The following is a 25178-nucleotide window of genomic DNA, read 5'->3' as shown; positions in this document are numbered from 1 at the left end:
CGAACAGTGCGCGCGGAGGTGCAGAGGCGCGCTATACAGGGATTCGCTCCGCACGTCCCGGGGCAGGAAGGGGCCCGCGTGCCCGACCTCCTCCCGCTCCGCGTCCTCGGCACGGGCGAAGCGCTGCCCGAGCGGATCGTCACGACCGCCGAGGTCGCCGCGCTCTGCGGCCTGCCCGCCGACGAGGCCGAGCGCCGCTCCGGCGTACGCACCCGCCACTGGGTCACCGACGACGAGGACCCGCTGGAGCTCGGCCTGCTCGCCGCCCGCCGGGCGCTCGCGGCGGCCGGGCTCGACACGGTCGACGTGGTGCTCAACGCCTCGGGCACTCAGCTGCAGGCGATCCCGGACGGAGGCGCGCTGCTCGCGGCGGGACTCGGCCTCGACGACGTCTCGGCGTACAGCGTCGGCGCCACCTGCCTGTCGTTCCTCTTCGCGCTGCAGGAGGCGGGATTCCTCCTCGCCACGGGTCGCGCCGACACCGTGCTCATCGTCTCGACCGACTGCGGCAGCCGCGGCATCGACCCGGGCCAGCCCGAGAGCGCCCTGCTCTTCGGCGACGCGGCCGCCGCCGTCGTGATCGGACGCGCCGAGACTCCGGGGCAGGGCCTGGTCACCACGCACTTCCGCACCCGCCCGAGCGGTGTGCGCCACGCGGAGCTGCGCGGCTTCGGCTCGCGGATCCGGATCGAGGAGGCGCAGGACCGGCTCGCCGACTTCCGCTTCGACATGCAGGGCAAGGCGCTGCTCGTCGACGCGTTGCGGCACTTCCCGGGGTTCCTCGAGGAGGTGCGGCCCGGCCTCTCGACTGGGCTCCCCGGCATCGACCGGGTGGTCCCGCACCAGACCAGCGCGGCGGGGCTCGAGGGCATGGCCCGCCTCTGGGGCCGCGACCGGATGACGATCACGCTCGGCGAGGTCGGCAACACGATCGGCAGCGCGATCCCGCTGGCCCTGCACCGCTCGCGCGTGCAGCCGGGGGAGTCGGTGCTGCTGGTGGGCACGGGCGCGGGCACCCACTACGGCGCGGTGGTCCTGCAGGCGTGAGAGGCCGCGCCTAGCCGAGGAGCGACAGGGCCGAGAGCCCGAGGAACGGCGCCATCACCACGAGGCAGACCGCGGCGGAGCGACCGAACCCGTGGGAGGAGTCCCGCCCGCCGACCAGACGGGCGAGCAGCCCCGTGACCAGCGGCGGGAGCAGGAACAGCAGCAGCCACGGAGCAAGGACGTCCGCGCTCGGCGCCGTCCAGTCGGGCTGGTCGTCGCGGTCGAGCGGAGGGAGCCGCACGAGGAGGAACGCGGCCGTGAGGACGATCGCGGGGAGGACCGACAGGCAGGTGAGCGCGATCGCGGTGAACCTCGCCCCGTCGTCCCGGGAGTGCCGGGCACGGTCGGGGTCGGGCGCAGGCCCCCGATCGGTGTCCTCGTCCCAGCCCGGACTGCTGAATCGGATGCGTCCCATCAGGCGATCATGCCGTTCCGGAGCGGGGTCCCGGCCCGGCAGACGGAACCTCCGTCAGTCCCGCCGCTCGACCAGCGCCCGCAGCGCGTCGCGGACGAACCGGGCGCCGGCGACTCCGCCGTAGTGCGCCGCGAACCGCTCGTCGTCGACGTACATCTCGCCGAGCCCGAGCAGGTACTCGTCGCTCGGGCCGCCGGTCGCGTCGCGGGGCGTGCCCGGCACCTCGGCGAGCCAGGCGCGGTGCCGATCGGCGAGAGCGAGCGCCTCCTCCCCGGTCGGATCCGCCCCGCTCGCCGCCGCGGCGGTCCACGCGTCGGCGAGGTCCGCCTGCCGCCGCTGCCACTGCTCGCGCTCGTCCGCGCTCATCGAGCGCCACCAGCGGTCGCCGTCGGCGTACGCCGGGGCACCCCAGCGGCGCTCCACCTCCTCGCGGTGCTCCGCGTGGTCGAACCCGTCGAACATCTCCTCGGCCATCGGCCCGTTCCCTTCTCTCATCGTGGTGATCGTCCCGGTGACCGCCCGGATGCGGCGGTCGAGCCGTCGGCGCTCCTCCTGGAGCACGCCGAGGTGCCGCTCGAGAGCGGCCACCGGCTCCGCGTCGCGCCGCAGGATCCGCCCGATCTCGGGCAGCCCGAGACCGAGGTCGCGCAGCAGCAGGATCCGCTGCAGCGTCACGAGCGCGGCGGCGTCGTAGTAGCGGTAGCCGCTCGCGCCCACCCGGCTCGGCGGCAGCAGCCCCTCGGCCCCGTAGTGCCGCAGCGTCCGGCTGGTCGTGCCGGCCAGCCGCGCCACCTCGTGCACGGTCCACTCCTGCTCCACAGCGCCCTCCGTCTCCGCGTCGCCGGGGACTCCGGCGGCGATGGAAGCGACGGTACGGGTTGACGCAACGTCAAGGTCAAGCGGCGGGACGGATCCGCTAGCGGGCGTCGATCCTGCGCGTTCCCACCCGGAGGACGAGCTCGGTCACCGGCACCGCGGCGATCGAGCAGCAGGCCGCGGGCACCACGGTCAGCAGCGTGACGACGGCGTCCGTCCCGTCGCCCGCGTCGGTCCACGCCGCGATCGAGACCACGATCCAGGCGATCGCGAGGATGCAGACCGCGGAGGCCGACCAGAGGACCGGCCAGGGCGCGCGACCCCGTCCCGCGGAGTAGGGGAGCCCGCCGACGGCCGCCGTCACGGCGGTCGCCAGAAGCGCTCGGGCCAGCGGGGGGAGCAGCTCGCCGGGGTCCCGGCCGGTGTCGAGGGAGGACAGGGCGAACAGGACCGAGGTCGTCGCGAGCGAGAGGACCCCGGCGACGGCGACGAGCGTCAGCAGGGTCCGGATCAGGAGCCTCACCGGTCGCCCCCGGCGAGGAACGCGCCGCGCTCCTCCAGCAGCCGCCGCAGGTGCCGGTCGAGCACCAGCCGCTCCGCGATCCGCCCGAGGACGCCGAGCGGCGCGGAGTACTCGAGCCGGTCGATCATCACGGAGCCGGAGCCGTGGGGCTCGAAGCGGTGCTCGTGCCGGAAGGTCGCGAAGGGCCCGCTGGTCTGCTCGTCGACGAAGGAGTGCGGGGCGTCGAGCGCGGTGACGGTGCTGGTCAGCCGGAGCGGGACGCCGAAGTGCCGGGCGCTCCAGGTCACGTGCTCGCCCAGGCCGATCAGCCCGGTGGTCGTCCCGGACACCGCGCGCTCGCGAGCGCCGGCCTGCGAGGCGGTGTGCAGGTCGATGTCGCGCGCCCGGTCGAACATCTCGGCGGCCGGGCGGGCGGAGCGGGTCACGACCTGGAGGAGCACGGTGTCGATCCTGCCCGCCGCGCCCGCAGCCGGCCACGGACGCGCCGGTCCGCCCGCCTCACCAGCTCGTCACCACGGTCCGCGTGATCACCCACCCCTCGTCGCGGCGGACGAGGCGGCTCGTCAGCTGGAGCCGCCAGGTCGCGTGCAGGCGGCCGATGGTCGCCTCGGTGATGGTGCGGGAGGTGAGCACCGGGTGCGCGGCGCCGCCCGAGAGGGCGCTCTCGACGTGGTCGATCTCGTGGTACTCCTTGCGCGCCTCGTCGATGTCGGCGAGCCACTCCTCCCGCGACTGCACCAGGCCGGTCGGGTGCTCGATCACGAAGCGCTCGTCGAGCAGCGCCTCGAGCGCGGGCAGGTCCACCAGCTCCAGCGCGTCGAAGAGGGCGGCGTGCACCGCGGTCGGGCCGTCGTCCTCCAGCTCGTCGCCCGTGCCGGCGGTCCCGTCGCCGCTCATGCCGGCGGTCCCGTCGTCGCGCGGCGGACGAGCTGCGTCGGCAGCTGCACGTGCAGCGAGCGCGGCTCGCGCCCGGCCATCAGCGCGATCAGCATCTCGGCGGCGGTCGCTCCGAGCGTCTGCATCGGCTGGCGGACGGTGGTCAGCGGCGGATCGAAGCGAGCGGCCTCGGGCACGTCGTCGAAGCCGATCACCGACAGGTCGTGGGGCACGGCGAGGCCCAGGTGCGCGGCGGTCTCGATGATCGCCAGCGCCGAGACGTCGTTGGCGGCGAAGACCGCGGTCGGCCGGTCGGGCAGCGACAGGAGCGAGGAGGCGGGCCGCCGGGCGGTGTCGCGGTGGTAGTTGCCCACCCGCAGCAGGCGCTCGTCGAAGGCGATGCCGGCCTCCGCCAGCGCCGCCCGGTAGCCGGCCTCCCGCAGCCGCGCCGAGCGCAGGTCGCCGCGGCCCGCGACGAAGCCGATGCGGCGGTGCCCGAGGGCGACGAGGTGGCGGGTGGCGAGCAGGGCGCCGCCGAAGTTGTCGGACTCGACGGTCGGCAGGTCGGCGCGGCCGGTGTGCGGGTCCACGGCGACGAGCGGGATGTCGGAGGGCGCGCTCACCACGCTCGGCGTCACCATGATCGCCCCGTCGATGAGGGTGCCGCTGAGCCGGCTGAGCGAGCGCCGCTCCCAGCCCTCCTGCTCGCCCTCGTGGGAGCCGGAGTAGGCGAGCAGGTCGAACCGCGACTCCGCCAGCACCGACCCCACGCCCTTCAGGATCTCGGCGCTGAACGGCTCGAACCCCGCGACGAGCACGCCGATCACGCCCGTGCGCCGGGAGCGCATGCTGCTCGCGACGAGGCTCGACTCGTAGCCGAGCTCGCGCACGACCTCGAGCACGCGGGTGGCGGTGGAGGGGGCGATGCCGTAGCGGCCGTTCACGGCCTTGGACACCGTCGCCACCGAGACGCCGGCGGCAGCGGCGACGTCGTGGATGGTCGGTCGGGTGGTCATGTGGCCGACTGTAACCCGTGCTTCGAAAACCATTTCGAAAACGTTTGACCACTTTCGCAAGCACTGCGGACACTGACTCCACCCGCGAAGGCGGGAACCCCCACGGCGCCGGTGCACCAGGCGGCGCCCTCGATGAAGAGAACGGTTGGACGATGAAGTTCAGGAAGATCGCAGTGGCGACAGCAGCCCTGCTCGGCACGGTCGCGGCCCTCACCGGCTGCTCGGGCCAGGACTCGGGATCGAGCGACGGCACCGTCGCGATGACCCTCTGGCAGAACTCGACCACGGGCCCCGGCCAGGAGTTCTGGGACAAGACGATCGCGGACTTCGAGGCCGCGAACCCCGGAGTGACCATCGAGTCGCAGGCCATCCAGAACGAGGACCTCGACGGCAAGCTCCAGACGGCGCTCAACTCGGGCGACGCCCCCGACGTCTTCCTCCAGCGCGGAGGCGGCAAGCTCGCCGCCATGGTCGCGGGCGGACAGCTGAAGGACCTCACCGACGGCATCTCGGACCAGGCGCGCAGCGAGATCCCCGAGGGCTCGTTCTCGGCGAACACGCTCGACGACAAGGTCTGGGCGATGCCGGTCGCCGTCCTCCCGGGCGGCCTGTTCTACAGCCAGGACCTCTTCACGGCGGCGGGCGTCACCGAGACCCCGAAGACCATCGACGAGCTCGACTCCGCGATCACCAAGATCAAGGGCAGCGGAGCCCAGGCCGTCGCGCTCGGCGCGAAGGACGCCTGGCCCGCCGCGCACTGGTACTACTTCTTCGCGCTCCGCGAGTGCAGCGCCGACACCATGGCCGAGGCGGCCGACACCAAGGACTTCTCGGACGACTGCTGGGTCCGCGCGGGCGAGGACCTGCAGGACTTCTCGGCCACCGAGCCGTTCAACGAGGGCTTCCTCACCACCGCCGCCCAGCAGGGCGCGGGCAGCTCGGCCGGACTCCTCGCCAACCACCAGGCGTCGATGGAGCTCATGGGCGCGTGGAACCCCGGCGTGATCGCCTCCCTCACCCCCGACGAGAAGCCGCTGCCCGACCTGGGCTGGTTCCCGTTCCCCGAGATCGACGGCGGCGACGGCGAGGCCGGCGCGATCATGGGCGGCGTCGACGGCTACTCCTGCTCCGCGGGCGCTCCCGACGAGTGCGTGGACTTCCTCAACTACCTGGCCACCTCCGACGTGCAGAAGGAGTACTACGCGGCCTTCAACGCGCCCCCGGTGAACACCGTGGCGCAGGAGGCGGTTACCGAGCCGTACCTGCAGCAGATCCTCGAGGCCTACAACTCGGCCCCGTACGTCTCGCAGTGGCTCGACACCGTCTACGGCCTCAACGTCGGCAACGCGCTGAACGTCGGAGTCGTCGACCTGCTGGCCGGCAAGAGCGACCCCGAGCAGCTGGTCGAGGCCGTCAACGCCGCCGCGGCGAAGGCCTAGCCACCATGGCACTCCGCGAGAGCCCGCTCCTCGGAGTGGATGAGCCCCGCGGGACCGCGCGCACCGGAGGCGTCACCTCGACGCCTCCGGTGCGCCGGCGCCGCCGCAGCGTGGGCTGGGCGGGGCGCTTCGAGATCGCGCTCCTGGTCGGCCCGGCGCTGATCGTCTTCCTCGCCTTCGTGATCTTCCCGGTCGTGATGGCGGCCTACTACGGCTTCTTCACCTGGCAGGGCTACGGAGTGCCGACGGACTTCGTCGGCTTCCGCAACTACCTGACGATCCTGCAGGACCCCACCTTCCACGACGCCCTCGCGCACAACGGCATCATCGTGGTGCTCTCGCTCGTGCTCCAGGGGCCGGTCGCGATCCTCCTGGCGCTGCTGCTGAACCGCAAGCTGCGCGGGCAGTCGATCATCCGCGTCCTGATCTTCGTGCCGTACGTGATCTCGGAGGTCGTCGTCGGCACCGGCTGGAGCCTGATGCTCCAGACCAGCGGCGCGGTCAACGGCCTGCTCGAGAAGGTCGGCCTCGGCGCGCTGAAGCAGGACTGGCTCTCGGATCCGGCGATCGCGATCTGGACGCTGATGCTGATCATCACGTGGAAGTACATCGGCTTCGCCGTGATCCTCTTCCTCGCGGGTCTGCAGGGCATCCCCGAGGAGCTGTCCGAGGCCGCGGCCATCGACGGCGCCTCCTACTGGCAGGTGCAGCGGCGGATCACCCTGCCCCTGCTCGCGCCGACCCTGCGGATCTGGGCGTTCCTGTCGATCATCGGCGCACTGCAGCTGTTCGACCTCGTCTACATCATCTGGGGCCAGTACGTGTCCTCGACCGCGGGCACCTCGACCATGGCGATCTACCTGGTCACCAACGGCCGCAACGCCGGCAACTACGGGTACGGGAACGCCGTCGCGGTGGTCCTGTTCCTGATCTCGCTCGTGGTGGCGCTGCTGTACCAGCGCTTCGTGCTCCGGCGCGATACGGCGGGCGCACTGACGGGAGACAAGCGATGACCGGCACGACGATGACGGCCCCGCCGATCACTCCGGAGACCCCTCGGCCTCTCGCGGTGAAGCGGCGCCGGCAGCCCCTGGGCCGCGGCACCACGATCGCCTACGTCGTGGCGATCGTCGTGATCGCGCTGATGCTCGCCCCGGTGGCGTACATCATCCTCGGCGGCTTCCGCACGAACGCGCAGATCACCACCGACCCGGCGGGCCTGCCCTCGCCGTGGAACGTGCAGAACTACCTCGACGTGATCACCGGCGGAGTCTTCTGGCAGGAGGTCGGCAACTCCACCATCGCCGGCCTCGCGACGACGCTCGGCGTGGTCGTGCTCGGCCTGATGGCGAGCTACGTCCTGGCCCGCTACGACTTCACCGGGCGCGGCGTGTTCTACGCGCTCTTCGCCGCCGGCCTGATGTTCCCGATGACCGTGGCGATCACTCCTCTCTACCTGGTGATCAAGAGCCTCGGCCTGATGAACTCGCTCGCCGGAGTGGTGCTGCCGCAGATCGCGTTCGGCCTGCCGACCACGATCATCATCCTGGTGCCGTTCCTCCGCGCGATCCCGGACGAGATCCAGGAGGCGGCCTTCATCGACGGCTGCAGCCGGATCGGCTTCTTCTTCCGGATGGTCGTGCGCCTGGCGATGCCCGGCGTGATCACCACGGGGATCCTCGCGTTCATCGCGAGCTGGAACAGCTACCTGCTGCCCCTGTTCATCCTCAACAACGAGTCCACCTTCACGCTCCCGCTCGGAGTGCAGGCGTTCTCGTCGCAGTACTCGGTCGACACGGCGAAGGTGCTCGCCTTCGTGTCGCTGTCGATGATCCCGGCGCTGATCTTCTTCAGCGTCTTCGAGCGCCGCATCGTCGGCGGGCTGACGGGGGCGGTGAAGGGATGAGCGGATCGCTCCGCCCGTCCGCCGCGTCCCCCGTCCCGTCCGCACCCGTCGCCCCACCCGCAGAGAGGGTCGCACCGTGACCGCACCGCACGCACCAGAGGATCCCCAGGCCCCGTCCGCCCGCACCACCGAGCTGCTGGGCCGGATGACGCTGGAGGAGAAGCTCTCCCAGCTGGTCGGCTACTGGGTCGACCAGGGCGGCGAGGTCGTCGCCCCGCTCGCCGGAGAGATGGCCACCTCGACCGGGTACGCCGAGGCGACCCGCGAGGGGATCGGCCAGCTGACCCGCGTCTACGGCACGCGCCCCGTCGATCCGCTCGAGCGCGCCCGCTGGCTGTGGGCGGAGCAGCGCCGACTCGTCGAGGAGACGCGGCTGGGCATCCCGGCGATCGTCCACGAGGAGTGCCTGACCGGGCTCGCCGCCTGGCAGGCCGCGACGTTCCCGACTCCGCTCGCCTGGGGAGCCTCGTTCGACCCGGAGCTCGTGGCCGAGCTCGGCGCCGTGATCGGCGGCTCGATGCGCGAGCTCGGGATCCACCAGGGCCTGGCGCCGGTGCTCGACGTGATCCGCGACCCCCGCTGGGGCCGGGTCGACGAGTGCATCGCCGAGGACCCGTACGTGGTCGGCACGATCGGCACCGCGTACGTGCAGGGACTGCAGTCCACCGGCGTCGACGCGACGCTGAAGCACTTCATCGGCTACTCCGCCTCCCGCGGCGGCCGCAACCACGCGCCGGTGCACGCCGGACCGCGCGAGATCGCGGACGTGCTGCTGCCGCCGTTCGAGATGGCGATCCGCGACGGGGGCGCCCGCTCGGTGATGAACTCCTACGCCGAGATCGACGGGGACCCGGTCGGAGCGACGCCCACCTACCTCACGGGCGTGCTGCGCGAGCGCTGGGGCTTCGACGGCGTGGTCGTCGCCGACTACTTCTCGGTCGCGTTCCTCCACCTCATGCACGCGGTCGCCGCCGATCTGGGCGAGGCGGCCGAGCTGGCGCTCGCCGCGGGGATCGACGTGGAGCTTCCCACGGGCGACGCGTTCCTCGCGCCGCTGGCCGCGCGCATCCGGGCCGGGAAGGCCGACGAGGCGCTCGTCGACCGGGCCGTGCTGCGGGTGCTCGCGCAGAAGGAGCGGCTCGGACTGCTCGACGCGCGCTTCGACGACGCCCCCGAGTCGATCGACCTCGACTCGCCGGCCCACCGCGACATCGCCCGCCGCCTGGCCGAGGAGTCGGTGGTGCTGCTCGCGAACGACGGCGTCCTGCCGCTCGCTGCGCCGCGCCGCCTCGCGCTGATCGGCCCCAACGCCGACAGCGCGCCCGCGCTCATGGGCTGCTACTCCTTCGCCAACCACGTGCTGGCGCACCACCCGGGCGTGCCGCTGGGCTTCGAGATCCCGACGGTCGCGGACGCGCTGGCGGACGAGTTCGGCTCGGCCGAGCTGCTGCTCGCCGAGGGCTGCTCGGTCGAGGGCGACGACGCCTCCGGGATCGCCGAGGCGGTCCGGGCGGCCGCCGACTCCGACGTGGTGATCGTGGTCGTCGGCGACCGGGCGGGCCTGTTCGGCCGCGGCACGGTCGGCGAGGGCAACGACGTCGAGAGCCTCGAGCTCCCGGGCCGCCAGCGCGAGTTGGTCGAGGCCGTCGTGGCGACCGGGACCCCGGTCGTGCTCGTGCTGCTGACCGGCCGCCCCTACGCCGTGGGCTGGGCGCTCGACGGGCCGTCGGCTCCCGCCGCCGTGCTGCAGGCGTTCTTCCCGGGGGAGGAGGGCGCCGGCGCGATCGCGGGCGTCGTCTCGGGACGGGTCGACCCCTCCGGCCACCTGCCGGTCTCGCTGCCGCGCTCGGCCGGGGCGCAGCCGTTCTCGTACCTGCACCCGATCCTCGGCGGGCCGTCGGACGTGACCTCCGCCGACAGCACGCCGGTGCGGCCGTTCGGCCACGGCCTCTCGTACACGGCCTTCGCCCGGACGGAGCTGGCGGTCGAGGAGTCCGCCCCGACGGACGGCTCCTTCACGGCGACCGTGCGCGTGCGCAACACGGGCGAGCGGGCGGGCACCGACCTGGTGCAGCTGTACGCCCGCGACGTGTTCGCGAGCGTGACCCGGCCGGTGGCGCAGCTGCTCGGCTACGCGCGGGTCGCGCTCGAGCCCGGCGAGGAGGCGGAGGTCCGGTTCGAGGTCCCGGCCGCGCGCCTGGCCTTCACCGGACGCGAGGGCGTGCGGATCGTCGAGCCCGGCCGCGTCGAGCTGTGGGTGGGCCCGGACTGCGCGACCCGCGAGACGGAGGCGGCGCTCGAGCTGGTCGGCGCGGCCGCCGCTGTCGACGCCTCCTCGCAGCGCCTCGTCGGCACGCGGGTCCAGCGGGCGGGAGCGGGCGTCCCGGCCTGACCCCGTGGACAACGCTGGAAGGATCGCTCCGGCGGGCCGTGGATCCGCGGATCCCGGTGCCCGCGGGGCGATCCTTCCTGCGGTCTGGGCACGGCGCGGCTCCGGCACCGCTCTGGCGCGGCTCGGGCGGGCGCGGCAGGCTGGGGGGATGAGCGACGACGCGAAGCAGACCCTCCTCCGCTACCTGCAGGAGGGGCGCGACGCCCTGCTGCAGAAGCTCGACGGGCTCGACGAGTACGACGTGCGGCGGCCGCTGGTCGCGACGGGCACGAACCTGCTCGGCCTGGTGAAGCACGTGGCGGGCACCGAGGCGGGCTACCTCGGCGCCGTGTTCGGGCGGCCGTTCCCGGAGTCGATGCCGTGGATGGAGGACGAGTCGGAGCCGAACTCGGACATGTGGGCGACGGCCGACGAGTCCCTGGCCGACGTCGTCGCGCTGTACCGCCGCGTGTGGGCCCACTCCGACGCGACGGTCGCGGCCCTCCCGCTCGACGCTCCCGGGCAGGTCCCCTGGTGGACGAACCGCGACGTGACGCTGCACCGGATCCTCGTCCACATCACCGCGGAGACGCACCGGCACGCCGGCCACGCCGACATCGTCCGCGAGCTGATCGACGGGCGGGTCGGACTCCGGACGCCCGGCGACAACCTCCCGCCGGTGCCGGAGGAGTGGTGGCCGGAGTACCGGGAGCGCCTCGAGTCGCTGGCGCGCGCCGTGCGCGACCGGGGCTGACGTGCCGGCGTCCGTCGGCACCGCGGTCACGCCGGCACGCGCGGCGCGGCTGCTCGACGAGCTCGATCCCGCGACGGAGGCGGCGCTCGACGCGGCTCTCGGAGGTCGCGGTCGCGGCCGGGCCGCCCTGCAGCGGCGCCGCGACGGGGCGTCGCCGGAGGAGCGGAGGCAGCGGGCCGCGCTCGAGCGCCGGGCGTTCAGTGCGGAGGCGGACCCCGCGGCGCTCGCGGAGCTGGCACTGCTGCGCGCGCAGCTCCGCGAGCGGGAGGAGGCGCTCGACGCCGCGGTCGCGGGACTGGCCGCGTCCGTCGGGCCCGCAGCGGCCCAGGGCCGGATCGGCCGCGGGACGGCGAGCGGCCGGGGCGGGACGCGCCGTGACCGGACCGGCTGGGACGAGACCGGCCGGGACGAGGTCGGCCGTGACGAGACCGGCCGGGACGCGGCGCCCGGCTGGGGCGAGCGCAGTGAGACCACCGGAGGCGACGACTCCGACTCCCGCACCTCCGCCACGCCCCGACCGCGCCGCCGCCTCGGGGTGATCGCCGCCCTCGTCGCCGTGCTCGGGCTCGCCGCCCTCGGCACGGCCGCCTCCGTCGCGCTGGCCCCTCGCCCGTCGCTGGATGTCTTCACCGAGCCCTGGGCCGTCCCCGACGACGTCGCCACGCGCCCGCTGTCGACCCTCGCGAGCCTCCGCGTCTTCCACTGGGGGCCGACGCGCTACCTGGGCAGCATCGCCGGAGTCGACTACTTCGCCACCCTCAGCCTCGACTCCTTCTCGGCCGCGGAGCTCGCCGACGAGTCCGTCTGCCTCTACGGGCTCGCGCGCTCCGACGGCGACGTCGTCGTCACGGACTGCGCGGCGACCGCGGACTTCGTCGCGAGCGGCATGGCCCTCTCGCCCGACGACTACCAGGGCGACGCGGGCGGCGCCGGAGTCGCCTCAGCCGGCCCGCCGCGTCGACGCCCGCTCCACCAGCGGCATCGGCACCAGCACCCGCTCGCCCAGCGCGCCGCTCAGCAGCAGCTCGACCGCCCGGCGGCCCATCTCCTCGTGCGGCAGCGCCACGGTCGTCAGCCCGGGGCGGAGGTAGGCGGCCAGCTCGTCGTCGTCGAACGACACCACGGCGACGTCGCCGGGGATCGAGAGCCCCGCCTCCGCGACCGCCTGGTAGGCCGCCTCACTCCGAGCGGCTTCGGGCACGACGGCGCGGGCGGACAGGTCGCCTCCGCCGACCCGGACGCGGGAGTCGGCTTCGCGTTCCTCACCAACCGGATGGAGGGGGTCGGCGACGTGCGCGCGACCCGCGTCGTCGAGGCGCTCGCGACCGCGCTGCGACTGCCCGTTCCGCGCGGACTCTGGCCCCTCCGCGCGGACTCTGACCCCTCCGCCCCACCCCCGTCAAGGGGTGGGGCGGCCGGTCGGCGCCGTCCTAGCGTCGGGGGACGGGCCGACCGGAGGGGCGGTCCGGGATCCAGGGGAGGGCGAGATGCAGAAGCTGTACTACGCGAGCGGATTCGTGCTGCTGGGCGACGAGGTGTGCTCGGCGGTCGTCGAGTACGCGCAGGCGCTGGCGAACGTGGGGAAGTCGGACCTGGTCGTGGTGCCGTCGCTCTCGGACGAGGGGCTGCGAGGCGAGACCCGTCTCCTGGTCGGACCGGCCAGCCAGCTCTTCACCAGCCCGGCGCTCGACCGCGGCGTCGACCTCGACGATCCGGAGGCGGTGGAGTCGATGCGCGAGAAGACCCGACGGCTCCAGCCCGCGCGGCCGACCGTGCAGCCGCGCGGCGAGGGCGACGACAGCGAGGACGACGGCGGGACCGACTACCTCTGACGCCTCAGGTGTCGAGCGTGGTGCTGGGGCGCTCGCCGAAGCGGTGGGCGTACGAGGCCGAGAACCGGCCGAGGTGCGCGAAGCCCCAGCGCCGTGCGACCTCGCTGACGCTGACGACTCCGGACTCGCCCGCCCGCAGCTCCTTCTGCACGCCGTCCAGCCGGATCCGCCGCAGGTAGTCGACCGCGGTGAAGCCGAACTCGCGCCGGAACTCGGTCTGCAGCGTCCGCAGGCCGATGCCCGCCGCGTCGGCGATCTGCTCGGTCCGGAGCGGCTCGTGGGCGTGCTCGTACATGTACTCGATAGCCTGGCGGAGGCGCCCCGAGCGGGGTACTCGGAGGTCGCCGGGGGTGTCCAGCGTCGAGTGCGGGAAGGTCTCGAGCAGGGCGACGGCGACCGCGCGGTCGGCCTCGCGGCGCAGCAGCGGCGAGCTGTCGGCGTCGTAGATCACCCGGGCGACCGTCGCGACGGTCGCCGACCAGCGCCGCAGCGCCGCGCCCTCGGGCCGTGAGGTCGTGTCGAAGAGGAGGGGGCCGCGGGTGCCCTCGACCTCCTCCGCGATGCCCTCGAGGTACGCGCCGTCGAAGTGGATGAGGTTCTGGCGGTAGTCGTGGAACTCGAACCGGCTGGGGCGGTCGTTGACGAAGATCGCCGGCTGCCCGTATCCGAGGGTCACCGCGTCGCCGTCGAGATCGGTGACGCCCGCGCCGGCGGTCAGCCACGAGACGACGTACTCGCCCTCGGTCTGGATCGAGCCCTGCACGGAGCCGGCGAACTGGCTGCCGCGGAGCGTCACATCGCCGTCGCCGACGGATGTGTAGCGGTACGAGAAGTCCTCGCCGGGCTCGACGACGAAGCGGTGCCCGTTGTACGACTGCTCGAAGAGGGCCCGCGCCTGCTCGATGTCACGCCCGCCGATGTCGGAGCGCATGACCTCGTCCTTCTCGTTCATCCCGATCAGGGTCGCACGAGGAGCGCTCCTCACCGCGTGCCCCGAACGGGGAATTCGTTAAGCGGATAAACCAGTCGCGGGTCCGGCGGCGCGGGTCATGGCCTGGACGGTCGCCGCCTGGAACTGCGTGAGCAGCACCACGGTGTGCCGCGCTCCGGCTTCCACGGCGAGCGAGAAGGTGGCGCCGGCCGGAGTGGCCCGCCAGGAGCGGATGTCGCGGGTGCCGACGCGGGTCGAGTCGCCGGTGCCGGCGCTCCGCAGCACCAGGGAGTCGGGCAGCACGCAGAGCGCGCCCGTCACACCGTCGACAGTGGAGGAGCACTCGAAGCCCGCGTCGTCGTGCACCGCACCGGCGAGCTCGACGAAGTCGGTGACCTCCATCGGCTCGTCGTCGTCGCGCCTGGACACGGCGCGCTCAGGCAGCGTGCGTGAGCCCGGAGGACTCGGGCTGCTGCGCCGGCTCGGTGACGATCCGCAGGCCCCGGCCGCTGTTGGCCTCCTCCATCAGTGCGCGCACCCAGGTGGCGTTGATCGCCGGCATGCGGCTTCCGTGGAACGAGAACTGGAGAGGGATGGTCGGGTGCAGCCAGAGCGTCTGGCGTCCGGTGCCGTGCGCGCTCGAGGCGTCGAGCTGGAAGGCGAACGCCTCGTCGCGACGGAACTTGTTGATCATGACGATCTGGAGGTGCGCGAGCGCGCGGTCGTCGATCTCGTGCGAGGTGGGGGGAGTGCCGTAGAGGAGAGCGCCCATGGTGCGTGCCGCCGTTCTGTGCTGTGTCGCGGGTGCCGACCGCGACTGTGAGGTGCCCCGGCGAGTGCCGCCGGGAGGGGGAGTGCGAGATGGTGGGGGGTGTTCGTGGGGAGCAGGACCCGGGGTGTGCTGTGCCGCCGAGTCGAGTGTCCGGAGTGTCGAGCCGGGGGTGCCGGGCTCCGGGATGTCGAGTCCGGATGCCGTCGCGCCGAGCCGTCGATCCCCGCTGACGCCTGCTCTGCAGGCCCGTGGAGTCGGGCGGTCGGGCCGTCCCTCCGGCTGTTCTCCGAAAGTACGCCCCTCGTTCGGAGGGCACGTGCCGCTATCCGTAATGCGAAGCAGTGGCCCCGGCCGCCGGGCGGACTCCCAGCCGGGCGACTCCGGGGCTCAGTTGCGGGGTGCCGCCGGTGGGCGGTGCGGCTGCGTCGAGACGGCGCGCTCGTGCGCGAGACGCCGCCTCGGCGGTGGTGTCCCGGCGAGACGGCGGTGTCTCGGCGTGTGCGGGAGGAGGAGGGTGCGCTCCTGCGCGAGTCGTCGCGCCACCGCTCCGGCGGGGGTGCCGAAGCTCAGAAGGCGTAGCGGACGCGGCAGTAGGGGAGGCGCTCGGCGAGGAGGGCGCGGAAGCGGTCGAGGGCGGCGCGCTTGAGGTCGCGTCGGTAGCGGATGTTGACGGCGCCGTTCTCGGAGACCTTCTGCTCCTGGCGTCCCGGCTGCCAGAGCAGCGACTCCGCCTTCGGGTGCCAGCCGAGGTTCACCTCGTGCAGGCCCTCGTTGTGGGTGAGGAGGATCACCTCGGCCGCGAGCTGCGCCTTCGCCCGCGGGTGGAGGGCGGCGTCGAGCTGGTCGAAGAGCTCGGTCCAGTCCTGCTGCCAGGTCTCGGTGAGGATCACCGGCGAGAAGTTGACGTGCACCTCGTAGCCGGCGTCGACGAAGTCGTTGATCGCCGCGATCCGCTCGGCCATCGGCGAGGTGCGGATGTCGGTGACCTTCGCTGTCTCGGCGGGCATCAGCGAGAAGCGGATGCGCGTGCGCCCGAGCGGGTCCCACTCGAGGAGCTCGCGGTTGACGTACTTGGTCGCGAAGGACGCCTTGGCGGTGGGCGACATCCGGAACAGCTCGCAGAGGTCGCGGACGTTCTCGCTCAGCAGCGCGTCGACGGAGCAGTCGCTGTTCTCGCCGATGTCGTAGACCCAGGCCTCCAGGTCGCACTGGTTCGCCTCGGCCTTGGGGCCCTGCTTGGCGATGTGCCGGGCGAGGTGGCGCTGGATCTGCTCGATGTTCGTGAAGAGCGTGATCGGGTTGCTGTAGCCCTTCCTCCGCGGCACGTAGCAGTAGACGCACGCCATGGCGCAGCCGTTGGCGGTGGAGGGGGCGATGAAGTCGGCCGAGCGGCCGTTCGGGCGCGTGACGAGCGACTTCTTCACCCCGAGCACGAGCGCCTCCGTCTTGATGCGCACCCAGCGCGCGACGTTCGCCTCGTCGCCGTGCACCTCCGGGATCAGCCAGTGCGACTCGACGGGAACGATCTCGGCGCCCGGCCATCGCGCCACGACCTCCTGCCCGCGGGGCAGCTCGAGCGCGGCCGGCTCGGCGTAGATCCGCCGGATGTCGAGCAGGCGCCGCTCGCGGACCGGCGCGGACGCGGGGTTCGGAGCGGTGTCGGACATGAGTCCGTTCTACCGGCGACCACCGACATCCGCTGGGGCGGGGCCGTTGCCCGGCGCGCAGGTCCTCCGCCCGCATGCGGGCACCGTTCCGCCGCTCCCTCAGGATGGAGGCATGCCCTCCTCCGCCGACCGCTTCCGCCGCGCCGCCGTCGAGCTCGCGCAGACCTCCGAGCAGCAGGTCGAGTGGGCGCTCGCCGTCGCGGAGGATGCGCGCCTCCTCGCCCTGATCGACGAGCTGCCCGCGCAGCACCGGCAGCCGTCCCTGCTCTTCTCGGTCGCGCGGCTGCTCGGCGTGCCCGACGTCGACGGCGCCGGATTCGCCGCGTGGCTCCGGAGCGAGTGGGCGCGGGTGGCGCCGGTGGCGGCGGAGCGGAGGACGCAGACCAACGAGGCGCTGCGGTGCGCGCCCCTGGTCGCGGCGCTGGAGCGGATCACGGAGCCCGGTGAGCCGGTGGCGCTCGTCGAGATCGGCGCCTCCGCAGGGCTCTGCCTGGCGCCGGAGCGGTACTCCTACGCCGTCACGGCGAGCGACGGCGAGACGCGGCTCGGGTCGGGCGCGCCTCTGCTGCGGTGCGCAGTGAGCGGAGGCGAGGCGCCGGGGCGGCTGCCGGTCGTCGCGTGGCGCCGGGGGCTCGACCTGGCGCCGCTCGACGTCCGCTCGCCCGAGGACGTCGCCTGGTTGGAGGCACTGCTCCCGCCCGACCGCCCGGAGCGGACCGCGCGGCTCCGCTCGGCCGTGGAGACTCTGCAGGACGACCCTCCCACGATCGTCGCGGGCGATGCGGCCGCCGAGCTGCCCGCCCTGCTCGACGCGGTGCCGCCGGGTCTGCGGACGGTCGTCGTCTCGCTCGGGGCCCTGGTCTACCTGCCATGGGCCGCGCGCGAGAGCGTCCTGGCGACGGTCGCCGATCGCGGCGCGAGCCTGGTGACGCTCGAGGCGGAGGCGCTGCTCCCGCACCTCGTCGCCGCGCGCGGGGACCGCACGGCTCCCGAGCCGACCCCGTTCCTGCTCGCCGCCGACGGCGTCCCGCTCGCGAGCGCGGCCGCCCACGGCGGCACCCTCTCCTGGCTGGCCTGAGCCGCGCTCCCGCGCCGGGTGCGGGGTGACCGGAGCCCGGGGAGGTGCCCGGTGCCCGGTGCCCGGTGCCCGCTCCGTCCCGATCCTCCGCCCACTGTTCAAGAGTCGTCGCACTCGGCGTCGACTGCGACGACTCCTGGACTCTCGCGGAGGAGCGAGCGTCGAAGCCCGAAGCCCGAAGCCCGAAGCCCGAAGCCCAACGCGCAGCGACCAGCGCTCTGAGCTCAGGCGCTCGGCCCGATCGTCCGCCCACTGTTCAAGAGTTGTCGCACTCGGCGTCGAGTGCGACAACTCCTGGACTCTCGCGGAGGGGAGGACGGCCGAGCGCAGGACTCAGAGCTCAGAGCCAGAGCTCAGAGCGTCCAGCGTCCAGCGCCCAGCGCCCAGCGCCCAGCGCCCTACAGCCCGTCGACGACGAGCTGCGTCGCGCGCGGGACGTACGAGGTGTTCGTCGTCGGGTCCCAGCCCACGAGCGCGACCGCGTCGCCGCCGACGCGCGCGGTGATGCCCACGAGCGAGAACGGCTTGCCGCCCACGGCTCCGGACACCTTCCAGCCGAGCGTCTCGTCGGCGCCGGTCAGCGTCTGCTCGGTGCGCTCGACGGTCGTCTCGACCGGCACGCCCTGCATCGCGAAGAGCGTCGAGCCGGAGGCGCAGCGCGTGGTCGCGTCGGTGGCGCTCGCGAGGAGCGAGGCGGCCGCGTCGGCGGTGCCGGTGCTCGACACGACGGCGGTCATGGAGCGGTCGGCGCTGGTGCCGTACGAGAGTCCGGCGGCGGGCTGCGCGGTGTCCCAGCCCAGGCCGAACGGCGAGAGGCAGCTCGCGTCGGTCGCGGTGAGGCCAGGGTAGATCGAGTCGAGCATCTCCTGGATGCTCGCGTACTCGCCGGGCACGAACTGCACGCCGGTCAGCACGGCGGCCACCTGCTCGCCGGTCTTCTGAGCGGTGTCGGCGGCAGGGGCGGCGGCCGTCGCGGTGGCGGACGGGGCGGCCGACGACGAGGGGAGCGTCGGAGTGAACGGGCGGAGGGTCGATCCGCTCGTCGCGGTCCCCGCGCAGCCCGAGAGGGCGAGCAGCAGCGCGCCTCCGATCAGAGTCGTGCGCAGCAGTGTCTTGGACATCATGTCTCCCCCTTCGCCCGCCGGCGCCGCACCGGGGCGCCTGAGGCTAGCAGAGCCTCGCGTCCCGGAGGCGGCCCGGCGCCGCCCGCAGGACGGAGGCGACCCGGTGGCACCCGCAGACCGGAGGCGGTCCGGCAGCGCGTGCGTCCCGGAGGCGGCCCGGCCCCACTCGCACAACGGAGCCCGGAACTCCGAGCCCACGCCTCCGACGGCCGTTCCCGCCGCCTCCGCTCCGCAGCTCAGATCTCGGTGTGCCCGAGCTCGGCTCCCGCGAGCAGGCGGATCTCCGGCTCGGCGATGCCCTCCAGCTCGAGCACCACGACGCGGTTGCGTCCGGCGCGGGTGACCGGCGAGGGGACGATCAGCGTCCGCTGCGGTCCGCGGCGCCAGTAGCGCCCGAGGAGGAAGCCGTTCACCCAGACCAGTCCCTTGCCCCAGTGCAGCGTGTCCACGTACAGGTCGGCCTGCTCGTCGAGGTCGAACGAGCCGGAGGCGAGCTGCGGTCCGGCCGAGAACGCCGGCGCCGCGACGGCCAGGTCGGGGAGGCACTCCAGCGCGAGGGCACGCGCCGCCCAGCCGGTCAGCGCGGCGTCGTCGAGCGTCACGCCTCCGATCAGGCCCTTGTGCTCGCCGATGCGCGTGCCGTAGTTCACCCGGCCCTGGTTCTCGACCAGGATCGCGAGCTCGCCCCGTCCGCTCGGCAGCGTCAGCGCCCGCTCGTGGTGGTCGCGCGCCAGCACGCCCACCGGCACGCCGTCCAGCAGCACCCAGGCGCGGTCGCGCACCTCCTCGCCCACCACGAGGCGGGCCGGAGCGGAGGAGCCGTCGAGCGTCGTCGTGAAGAGCACGAAGCCGTCGTCGTGGCCGAGGTCGTCGAAGCTGGCCATCGCGTCGAGGTGCGCGGCCGGTCCGAACGCCTGGCCGAGGCCGAGCAGCGCCGGGCCGGGGACGAGCGGAGCGGTCAGGGCGGGGGCCGGCGGGCGCACCGCGGGCACCTCCTCCGGCACCGGCGCGTAGCGCGCGATGACGTCGCGGAACGCCCAGAACTTCGCGGTCGGGTCGCCGCCCTCGTCGAGCGGGGCGTCGTAGTCGTAGCTCGTCGTGATCGCGGCGTAGCGGCCCTTGTCGTTCGCGCCGCTGGTCAGGCCGAAGTTGGTGCCGCCGTGGAACATGTAGATGTTGACCGAGCCGCCGGCCGCGAGCAGGGTGTCGAGCTCCTGCGCGGAGGCGTCGGCGTCCGTCGTGTGGTGCTGGGTGCCCCAGTCGTCGAACCAGCCGCACCAGAACTCCATGCACATCAGCGGGCCGGTGGGCTGGAACTCGCGCAGCGTCGCGAGGCGCTCCGTGGTCCGCGAGCCGAACGAGCCGGTGAGGTGCAGGCCCGGCAGGCTGCCGTCGGCGAGCATCTGCGGAGTGGGCTGGTCGATGGTGGTCAGCGGGACCGTGATGCCGGAGTCGCGGGTCACCCGCACGAGCTCGGCCAGGTACTCCTTGTCGGAGCCGTACGCGCCGTACTCGTTCTCGATCTGCACGAGGACCACGGGCCCGCCGGCATCGATCTGGCGCGGGGCCACGATCGAGTACACGCGGCGCAGGTAGTCGCTGACCGCGGCGAGGTAGTTCGGCTCCGAGCGGCGCACGCCCACCTCGGGGTCGCGGAAGAGCCAGGCCGGAAGGGCGCCGTTGTCCCACTCCGCGCAGATGTAGGGGCCGGGGCGCACGATCGCGTGCATGCCCTCGGCGGCGATCAGGTCGAGGAAGCGGCCCAGGTCGAGCCCGGCGTCCTCGCGCCACTCGCCGCGGCGCGGCTCGTGCGCGTTCCAGGCGACGTAGGTCTCGATGGTGTTCAGGCCCATCAGGCGGGCCTTGCGGATCCGGTCGGCCCAGAGGTCCGGGTGGATGCGGAAGTAGTGCAGCGCCCCCGACAGGATGCGGTGCGGGCGGCCGTCGAGCTCGAAGTCGGCGGTGCCGATGGCGAAGCGGCTCTCGGGAGCGGTGGTCATCTGGATCCCCCTCAGGATCGGTGCCCGGTGTGTCCGAGCGTGAGAACGACGCGGGGCCGACCGGAGCGATCCGGCCGGCCCCGCGTCGAGCAGTGGTGCTACTCCGAGACGGTGAAGCCCTGCGCGTTGCCGTACTGGACGAGCTTGCTCTGCCAGTCGGCGAGGCCCTGGTCGAGGCTGGTGCCGTTGGCGTACGCCTGGCCGACGGTGTCGCCGAAGACGCTGTTCGCGTAGACCTGGTAGGGAAGGTACGACCAGCCGGAGCGGACGTCCTTCGAGGCCTGGGTCAGCACCTCGTTGATCTTCTGGCCGCCGAAGTACTCCGACTCCTGACCGGTGAAGTCCGAGCTGTCGAGGTCGGCCGTGGTCGACGGGAATCCGCCGCTCTGCAGGAAGACGTCGACCGAGGCCTGGTCGCTGTTCAGCCAGCGCAGGAACGCGGCGGCCAGCGCCGGGTTCTCGCTCTGCTTGGTGACGGACTGGCCGCCACCGCCGTTCTCGGCGCTGACGGCGGTGCCGTCGTAGGTCGGGATCGGCGCGACGGCCCAGTCGCCGGAGGCGTCGGGGACGCTGGACTCCAGCACGCCGGGCATCCAGGCGCCGGTCACCAGCGAGGCGATGGAGCCGTCGGCGAGGCCCTTGTACCACTCGTCGCCCCAGGCGGGGGTGTCCGAGAGCAGCTTCTTCTCGACGAGCTGGTTCCAGACGCCGGTCCACTTGGCGGTGCCCTCGTCGGCGAGGTCGATCTTCACGTCCGTGCCGTCGGTGGTGAACGGCTCGCCGCCCGCCTGCCAGATCATGCTGGTCGCGAAGCCGGCGTCGCCGGTGTCGGCGGTGATGTACTTCGACGGGTCGGCGGTGTGCAGCTTCTCGGCCGCGGCCACGTACTCGTCCCAGGTGGCGGGGACGGCGATGCCGTACTGGTCGAAGACGGTCTTGTTGTAGAACAGCGCCATGGGGCCCGAGTCCTGCGGGAGGCCGACGAGCTTGCCGTCGATGTTGACGCTGCCCCAGGTGGAGGCGGAGTACTTGTCCTCGAGGTCGCCCATGCCGTACTGCGACAGGTCGAGGAGCGAGTCCGACAGCGCGAACTGCGGCATGGCGTAGTACTCGATCTGGACGACGTCGGGGGCGCCCGAGCCGGCCTTGATCGCGTTCTCGAGCTTGGTGTACTCGTCCTTGTTGGTGCCGGCGTTGACGAGCTCGACGTCGACCTTGGGGTAGGCCTTCTCGAACGCGGCGACCTGCGCCTCGGCGCTGGGGGTCCAGCTCCAGTAGGTGATCTTGCCACCGGCCTCGAGGGCGGAGTCGAGGTCGGCGGCGGAGCCGGCGCTCGTGGTCGTGCCGCCACCGGAGGTGGACGAGCAGGCCGCGAGGGAGCCGGCGGCCAGGGCCGCGACGGCCGCGACCGTCAGGGTCCGCCTGAGGGCGGAACGGGCGATCTTCATGGTGGTGTTTCCCTTCACTTCTTCGTGCTGCGGGTGCTGTGGACGGGGCAGGACGCTCCGGCCGGGGGATGGGTAGGGGGAGGGCTCAGCCCTTGACGCTGCCGGCGCTCAGACCGGACTGCCAGAAGCGCTGGAGTCCGAGGAAGGCGACGACGATGGGGATGATCGTGAGGAGCGAGCCCGTGATCACGAGGTTGTAGATCGGCTGCGCGCTGACGCCGGTGGCCTGCGCGTTCCACTGGTTGAGGCCGACGGTGAGCGGGTACCAGGTGGGGTCGCTCAGCATGATCAGCGGGAGGAAGTAGTTGTTCCAGGTCGCGACGACCGAGAACAGCAGCACGGTCACGATGCCGGGGGCGAGGAGGCGGATGGAGATGGTGAAGAAGGTGCGGAACTCGCCCGCCCCGTCCATCCGCGCCGCTTCGAGCAGCTCGGTGGGCACCGACTCCACCGCGTAGACCCACACCAGGTACAGGCCGAACGGGCTGATCAGCGAGGGGATGATGATCGCCCACGGGGTGTTGGTCAGGCCGAGCTGGCTGAACATGAGGAACGTCGGGACGGCGAGGGCCGTGCCGGGGACCGCGATCGCTCCGAGCACCACGGCGAAGACCGCCTTGCGGCCCGTGAAGCGGAACTTCGCGAGGCCGTAGCCGGCGAGCGTGGCCAGGAGCGTCGCTCCTCCGGCGCCGACGACGACGTAGAGCAGGGTGTTGCCGAGCCAGCGGAGGAAGATCCCGTCGCGGTAGCTGAGGGTGTCGGCGATGTTCTGGAAGAAGACGAAATCGCCGTCGAACCAGAGGCCGAAGCTCGAGAGCAGGCCGGCCTGCGTCTTCGTCGCGTTGATGACCAGCCAGGCCAGCGGCACGAGGCTGTAGAGGATGAAGACCGACATCAGCAGGGTGAAGGCGATCGACTTCTTGGGCTGCACCGAGGAGCCGCGGCGGGCGGCCGGGCGCTTCGGGGCGCGGGCGGGCGTCCGGGGAGCGGTCGCGAGGGCCATCAGTTCTCCTTCCGCGCGCCGCGGAGCTGCACGACGTAGGCGATCACCGCGGTGATCACGCCCATGACGATGGCGACCGTGGCCGACGCGTTGTACTGCTGACCGGCGAAGGACAGGTTGTAGGCGTACATGTTCGGGGTGAAGTAGGTGGTGATGATGTTCGGCGCCAGCGTCCGGAGGATGTTCGGCTCGTTGAACAGCTGGAAGCTGCCGATGATCGAGAAGATCGTGGCGATGACGATCGCGCCGCGCAGGGCGGGCAGCTTGATCGAGCGGATGACGCGCATCGGGCCGGCGCCGTCGATCTCGGCCGCCTCGTAGAGCTCGCCGGGGATCGTCTTCAGCGCGGAGTAGAAGATGAGCATGTTGTAGCCCACGAACTCCCACGTGACGATGTTGCCGATCGAGGCGAGGATCCAGTCGCGCGAGAAGGGCTGGACGACGTCGGAGCCGAGCAGGTCGTTGACGTTCGCGGCCAGGCCGAAGTTGTCGCCGTAGATGAAGCCCCACATCAGCACCGCGACGACCGCGGGGACGGCGTAGGGGAGGAAGACCACGATGCGGAAGAAGCCGGTGCCGTGGAGGCGGCCGCTGTCGATCGCGAGCGCCGCGACGAGGGCCAGCACGAGCATCACGGGGACCTGCACGACGAGGAACAGCAGGACGCGGCCGAAGCCCTCCCAGAAGTTCGGGTCGGTGAAGATCGCGGCGTAGTTCGCGAAGCCGACGAAGGAGTTGCCGCCCACCAGCTGCTCGCGGAAGAGGCTGAGGTAGATCGAGTAGACGACCGGGGCGATGAAGACCAGGAGGAAGACGACGAGGAAGGGGGCGACGAACGCCAGGCCCTTCCACTCGCTCTTCGCCCGCGACTTCGGGGCCGCGAGGGGGGACGCCGGAGGGGCGACCTCGCTCAGCGGGACGGGGGGAGACGTCGTCGTCATGGGATTCCGTTCGGGGAGTAGTGCGGGCCCGTCATGTTCACGTCAACATGGCAGAGCGTCACCGTAGCATGTCCACGTCGCCACCCGCGACTGTTCCTGCGTCACGGTTCGGCGCACGATGCACCACGGCTGACGGGCGGCGCGCTATAAAGGGAAGCCCATGTCACTCGAGACCGACCGCCCGTCCCCGTCCACCCGGCCGCGACGCGGCGTCTCGATGGCCGACGTGGCCCGGCGCGCGAACGTCTCGGGCCAGACGGTCTCGCGGGTGTCGAACGGCAAGCAGAACGTCGACGGCGAGACGCGCGAGCGGGTCCTCGAGGCGATGCGGGCCCTCGGCTACCGGCCCAACAGCGCGGCGCGGGCCCTGCGGACGGGCCGCTTCCACAGCATCGGCGTGATCATGTTCACGCTGTCCTCGTTCGGCAACATGCGCACCCTCGACGCCATCGCGATCGCGGCCGCCGACGCGGGCTACTCGATCACCCTCATCCCCGTCTCCCACCCCACCCAGGGCGAGGTGTCGGTCGCGTTCCACCGGCTGAGCGAGGAGGCGGTCGACGGCGTCATCATCATCGTCGAGGCGCACCTGCTCGACGAGGCCGACATCGTCCTCCCGCCGGACCTGCCCGTGGTGGTCGTCGACTCCGCCGGCGGCGAGAAGTACCCGGTGGTCGACACCGACCAGATGTCGGGCGCCCGCCAGGCCGTCGAGCACCTGCTCGGACTCGGCCACCGCACCGTGCACCACATCGCCGGCCCGGACCGCTCCTACTCCGCCGAGCGCCGCCACGAGGCGTGGGAGTCGTCCTTGATCGAGCGCGGCGCCCCGGTGCCGGAGGTGCTGGTCGGCGACTGGTCCACCGACTCCGGCTACCGCCTCGGCAAGCGGCTCGCCGCCGATCCGGAGGTCACCGCGATCTTCGCCGCCAACGACCAGATGGCGCTCGGCGTGCTGCGCGCCCTGCACGAGGCCGGACGCGCCGTGCCCGGCGAGGTGAGCGTCGCGGGCTTCGACGACATGCAGGAGTCGGCGAGCTTCTGGCCGCCTCTCACGACGGTGCGCCAGTTCTTCGGGGACACGGGCCGCCGCTCGGTCGACATCCTCCTGCGCGAGCTCGAGTCGGGTGAGCGCACCGGTGTCTCGCTCGTGCCGACCCGCCTCATCGTCCGCGAGAGCCGGCCAGAAGCTCGCCGACTCCTGCATGTCGTCGAAGCC

Annotated in this window: 25 protein-coding genes; 9 read left to right on the top strand and 16 right to left on the bottom strand. The window is 72.7% G+C overall.

All coding sequences use genetic code 11. The features are described 5' to 3' along the window. Positions 1-78 precede the first annotated feature (78 nt). Complete coding sequence (locus C5C63_RS05170; RefSeq protein ID WP_219812379.1) at positions 79-1047, top strand: 3-oxoacyl-ACP synthase III family protein; 969 nt, start codon at positions 79-81, stop codon at positions 1045-1047. A 10-nt stretch (positions 1048-1057) separates the two neighbouring features. On the opposite strand, the gene C5C63_RS05165 is transcribed toward C5C63_RS05170, so the two are convergent. From C5C63_RS05165 to C5C63_RS05140, 6 genes are all read right to left on the bottom strand, one after another. Beyond that, positions 1058-1462, bottom strand: a complete 405-nt coding sequence (locus C5C63_RS05165; protein ID WP_104325616.1) for a hypothetical protein — start codon at positions 1460-1462, stop codon at positions 1058-1060. A gap of 54 nt (positions 1463-1516) precedes the next feature. After that, a complete protein-coding gene (locus tag C5C63_RS05160; protein WP_104325615.1) occupies positions 1517-2281 on the bottom strand; it encodes a TipAS antibiotic-recognition domain-containing protein in 765 nt (254 codons plus the stop codon). 97 nt (positions 2282-2378) lie between these two features. Next, entirely contained in the window at positions 2379-2801 is a 423-nt protein-coding gene (locus tag C5C63_RS05155) for a hypothetical protein (protein WP_104325614.1), read from the bottom strand. After that, positions 2798-3241, bottom strand: a complete 444-nt coding sequence (locus C5C63_RS05150; protein WP_258065389.1) for an SRPBCC family protein — start codon at positions 3239-3241, stop codon at positions 2798-2800. The genes C5C63_RS05155 and C5C63_RS05150 overlap by 4 nt, the downstream gene beginning before the upstream one ends. Positions 3242-3299: 58 nt before the next feature. After that, the gene (locus C5C63_RS05145; RefSeq protein ID WP_104239174.1) at positions 3300-3698 is read right to left on the bottom strand and encodes a nuclear transport factor 2 family protein; all 399 of its coding nucleotides are present in this window, start codon (positions 3696-3698) and stop codon (positions 3300-3302) included. Next, positions 3695-4693 (bottom strand): LacI family DNA-binding transcriptional regulator, encoded by a 999-nt coding sequence (locus tag C5C63_RS05140; RefSeq protein WP_104224902.1) that lies wholly within the window; start codon positions 4691-4693, stop codon positions 3695-3697. Before C5C63_RS05140 ends, C5C63_RS05145 begins: the two co-directional genes overlap by 4 nt. 152 nt (positions 4694-4845) lie before the next feature. On the opposite strand from C5C63_RS05140, the gene C5C63_RS05135 reads away from it, so the two are divergent. The 5 genes from C5C63_RS05135 to C5C63_RS05115 all read left to right on the top strand — a co-directional run bounded on the left by C5C63_RS05135 (position 4846) and on the right by C5C63_RS05115 (position 11163). Continuing rightward, entirely contained in the window at positions 4846-6132 is a 1287-nt protein-coding gene (locus C5C63_RS05135; protein ID WP_104226346.1) for an ABC transporter substrate-binding protein, read from the top strand. A gap of 5 nt (positions 6133-6137) precedes the next feature. Then, positions 6138-7145, top strand: a complete 1008-nt coding sequence (locus tag C5C63_RS05130) for a carbohydrate ABC transporter permease (RefSeq protein WP_104325613.1) — start codon at positions 6138-6140, stop codon at positions 7143-7145. Next, positions 7142-8038, top strand: a complete 897-nt coding sequence (locus C5C63_RS05125) for a carbohydrate ABC transporter permease (protein WP_104224899.1) — start codon at positions 7142-7144, stop codon at positions 8036-8038. The genes C5C63_RS05130 and C5C63_RS05125 overlap by 4 nt, the downstream gene beginning before the upstream one ends. 145 nt (positions 8039-8183) lie before the next feature. Next, positions 8184-10430, top strand: coding sequence for a glycoside hydrolase family 3 N-terminal domain-containing protein (locus tag C5C63_RS05120; protein ID WP_104325612.1), 2247 nt, complete (start codon positions 8184-8186; stop codon positions 10428-10430). A 148-nt stretch (positions 10431-10578) separates the two neighbouring features. After that, positions 10579-11163, top strand: coding sequence for a DinB family protein (locus tag C5C63_RS05115; protein ID WP_104261380.1), 585 nt, complete (start codon positions 10579-10581; stop codon positions 11161-11163). Positions 11164-12103: 940 nt separating this feature from the next. On the opposite strand, the gene C5C63_RS05110 is transcribed toward C5C63_RS05115, so the two are convergent. Continuing rightward, entirely contained in the window at positions 12104-12364 is a 261-nt protein-coding gene (locus tag C5C63_RS05110; RefSeq protein ID WP_374954091.1) for a substrate-binding domain-containing protein, read from the bottom strand. Between the two features lie 286 nt (positions 12365-12650). Here C5C63_RS05110 and C5C63_RS05100 point away from each other — a divergent pair, with 286 nt between their 5' ends. Next, complete coding sequence (locus C5C63_RS05100; RefSeq protein ID WP_104223414.1) at positions 12651-12995, top strand: hypothetical protein; 345 nt, start codon at positions 12651-12653, stop codon at positions 12993-12995. A 4-nt stretch (positions 12996-12999) separates the two neighbouring features. On the opposite strand, the gene C5C63_RS05095 is transcribed toward C5C63_RS05100, so the two are convergent. From C5C63_RS05095 to C5C63_RS05080, 4 genes are all read right to left on the bottom strand, one after another. Further along, entirely contained in the window at positions 13000-13947 is a 948-nt protein-coding gene (locus C5C63_RS05095; RefSeq protein WP_104325611.1) for an AraC family transcriptional regulator, read from the bottom strand. A 57-nt stretch (positions 13948-14004) separates the two neighbouring features. Continuing rightward, complete coding sequence (locus tag C5C63_RS05090) at positions 14005-14355, bottom strand: hypothetical protein (protein ID WP_104223412.1); 351 nt, start codon at positions 14353-14355, stop codon at positions 14005-14007. 7 nt (positions 14356-14362) lie between these two features. Further along, positions 14363-14698, bottom strand: a complete 336-nt coding sequence (locus C5C63_RS05085) for an ATP-dependent DNA ligase (RefSeq protein WP_104223411.1) — start codon at positions 14696-14698, stop codon at positions 14363-14365. Between the two features lie 566 nt (positions 14699-15264). Further along, the gene (locus C5C63_RS05080; protein ID WP_104292353.1) at positions 15265-16365 is read right to left on the bottom strand and encodes a spore photoproduct lyase family protein; all 1101 of its coding nucleotides are present in this window, start codon (positions 16363-16365) and stop codon (positions 15265-15267) included. A gap of 112 nt (positions 16366-16477) precedes the next feature. On the opposite strand from C5C63_RS05080, the gene C5C63_RS05075 reads away from it, so the two are divergent. Continuing rightward, a complete protein-coding gene (locus C5C63_RS05075) occupies positions 16478-17443 on the top strand; it encodes a DUF2332 family protein (protein ID WP_181110558.1) in 966 nt (321 codons plus the stop codon). 398 nt (positions 17444-17841) lie between these two features. Here C5C63_RS05075 and C5C63_RS05070 read toward each other — a convergent pair whose 3' ends face one another. The 5 genes from C5C63_RS05070 to C5C63_RS05050 form a co-directional block, all read right to left on the bottom strand. Then, positions 17842-18567, bottom strand: a complete 726-nt coding sequence (locus C5C63_RS05070; RefSeq protein WP_104295376.1) for a hypothetical protein — start codon at positions 18565-18567, stop codon at positions 17842-17844. Positions 18568-18803: 236 nt separating this feature from the next. Further along, entirely contained in the window at positions 18804-20567 is a 1764-nt protein-coding gene (locus C5C63_RS05065; RefSeq protein WP_104325609.1) for a beta-galactosidase family protein, read from the bottom strand. A 98-nt stretch (positions 20568-20665) separates the two neighbouring features. Then, positions 20666-22015: a sugar ABC transporter substrate-binding protein gene (locus C5C63_RS05060; protein ID WP_104223423.1), complete on the bottom strand. Its 1350-nt coding sequence runs from the start codon at positions 22013-22015 to the stop codon at positions 20666-20668. 85 nt (positions 22016-22100) lie between these two features. After that, positions 22101-22910: a carbohydrate ABC transporter permease gene (locus tag C5C63_RS05055; protein ID WP_258062773.1), complete on the bottom strand. Its 810-nt coding sequence runs from the start codon at positions 22908-22910 to the stop codon at positions 22101-22103. Positions 22911-23017: 107 nt separating this feature from the next. Beyond that, positions 23018-23959, bottom strand: coding sequence for a carbohydrate ABC transporter permease (locus C5C63_RS05050; RefSeq protein WP_104223405.1), 942 nt, complete (start codon positions 23957-23959; stop codon positions 23018-23020). Positions 23960-24119: 160 nt separating this feature from the next. On the opposite strand from C5C63_RS05050, the gene C5C63_RS05045 reads away from it, so the two are divergent. Further along, positions 24120-25178: LacI family DNA-binding transcriptional regulator (locus C5C63_RS05045; RefSeq protein ID WP_146086358.1), on the top strand; the 1059-nt coding region annotated here is incomplete at its 3' end.

Origin of the sequence: Rathayibacter sp. AY1B8 (assembly GCF_002932775.1) — a bacterium.
Lineage (GTDB): Bacteria > Actinomycetota > Actinomycetes > Actinomycetales > Microbacteriaceae > Rathayibacter.
The sequence above is the reverse complement of the archived record's forward strand: the minus strand, read 5'-3'. Positions and strand labels throughout refer to the sequence as shown.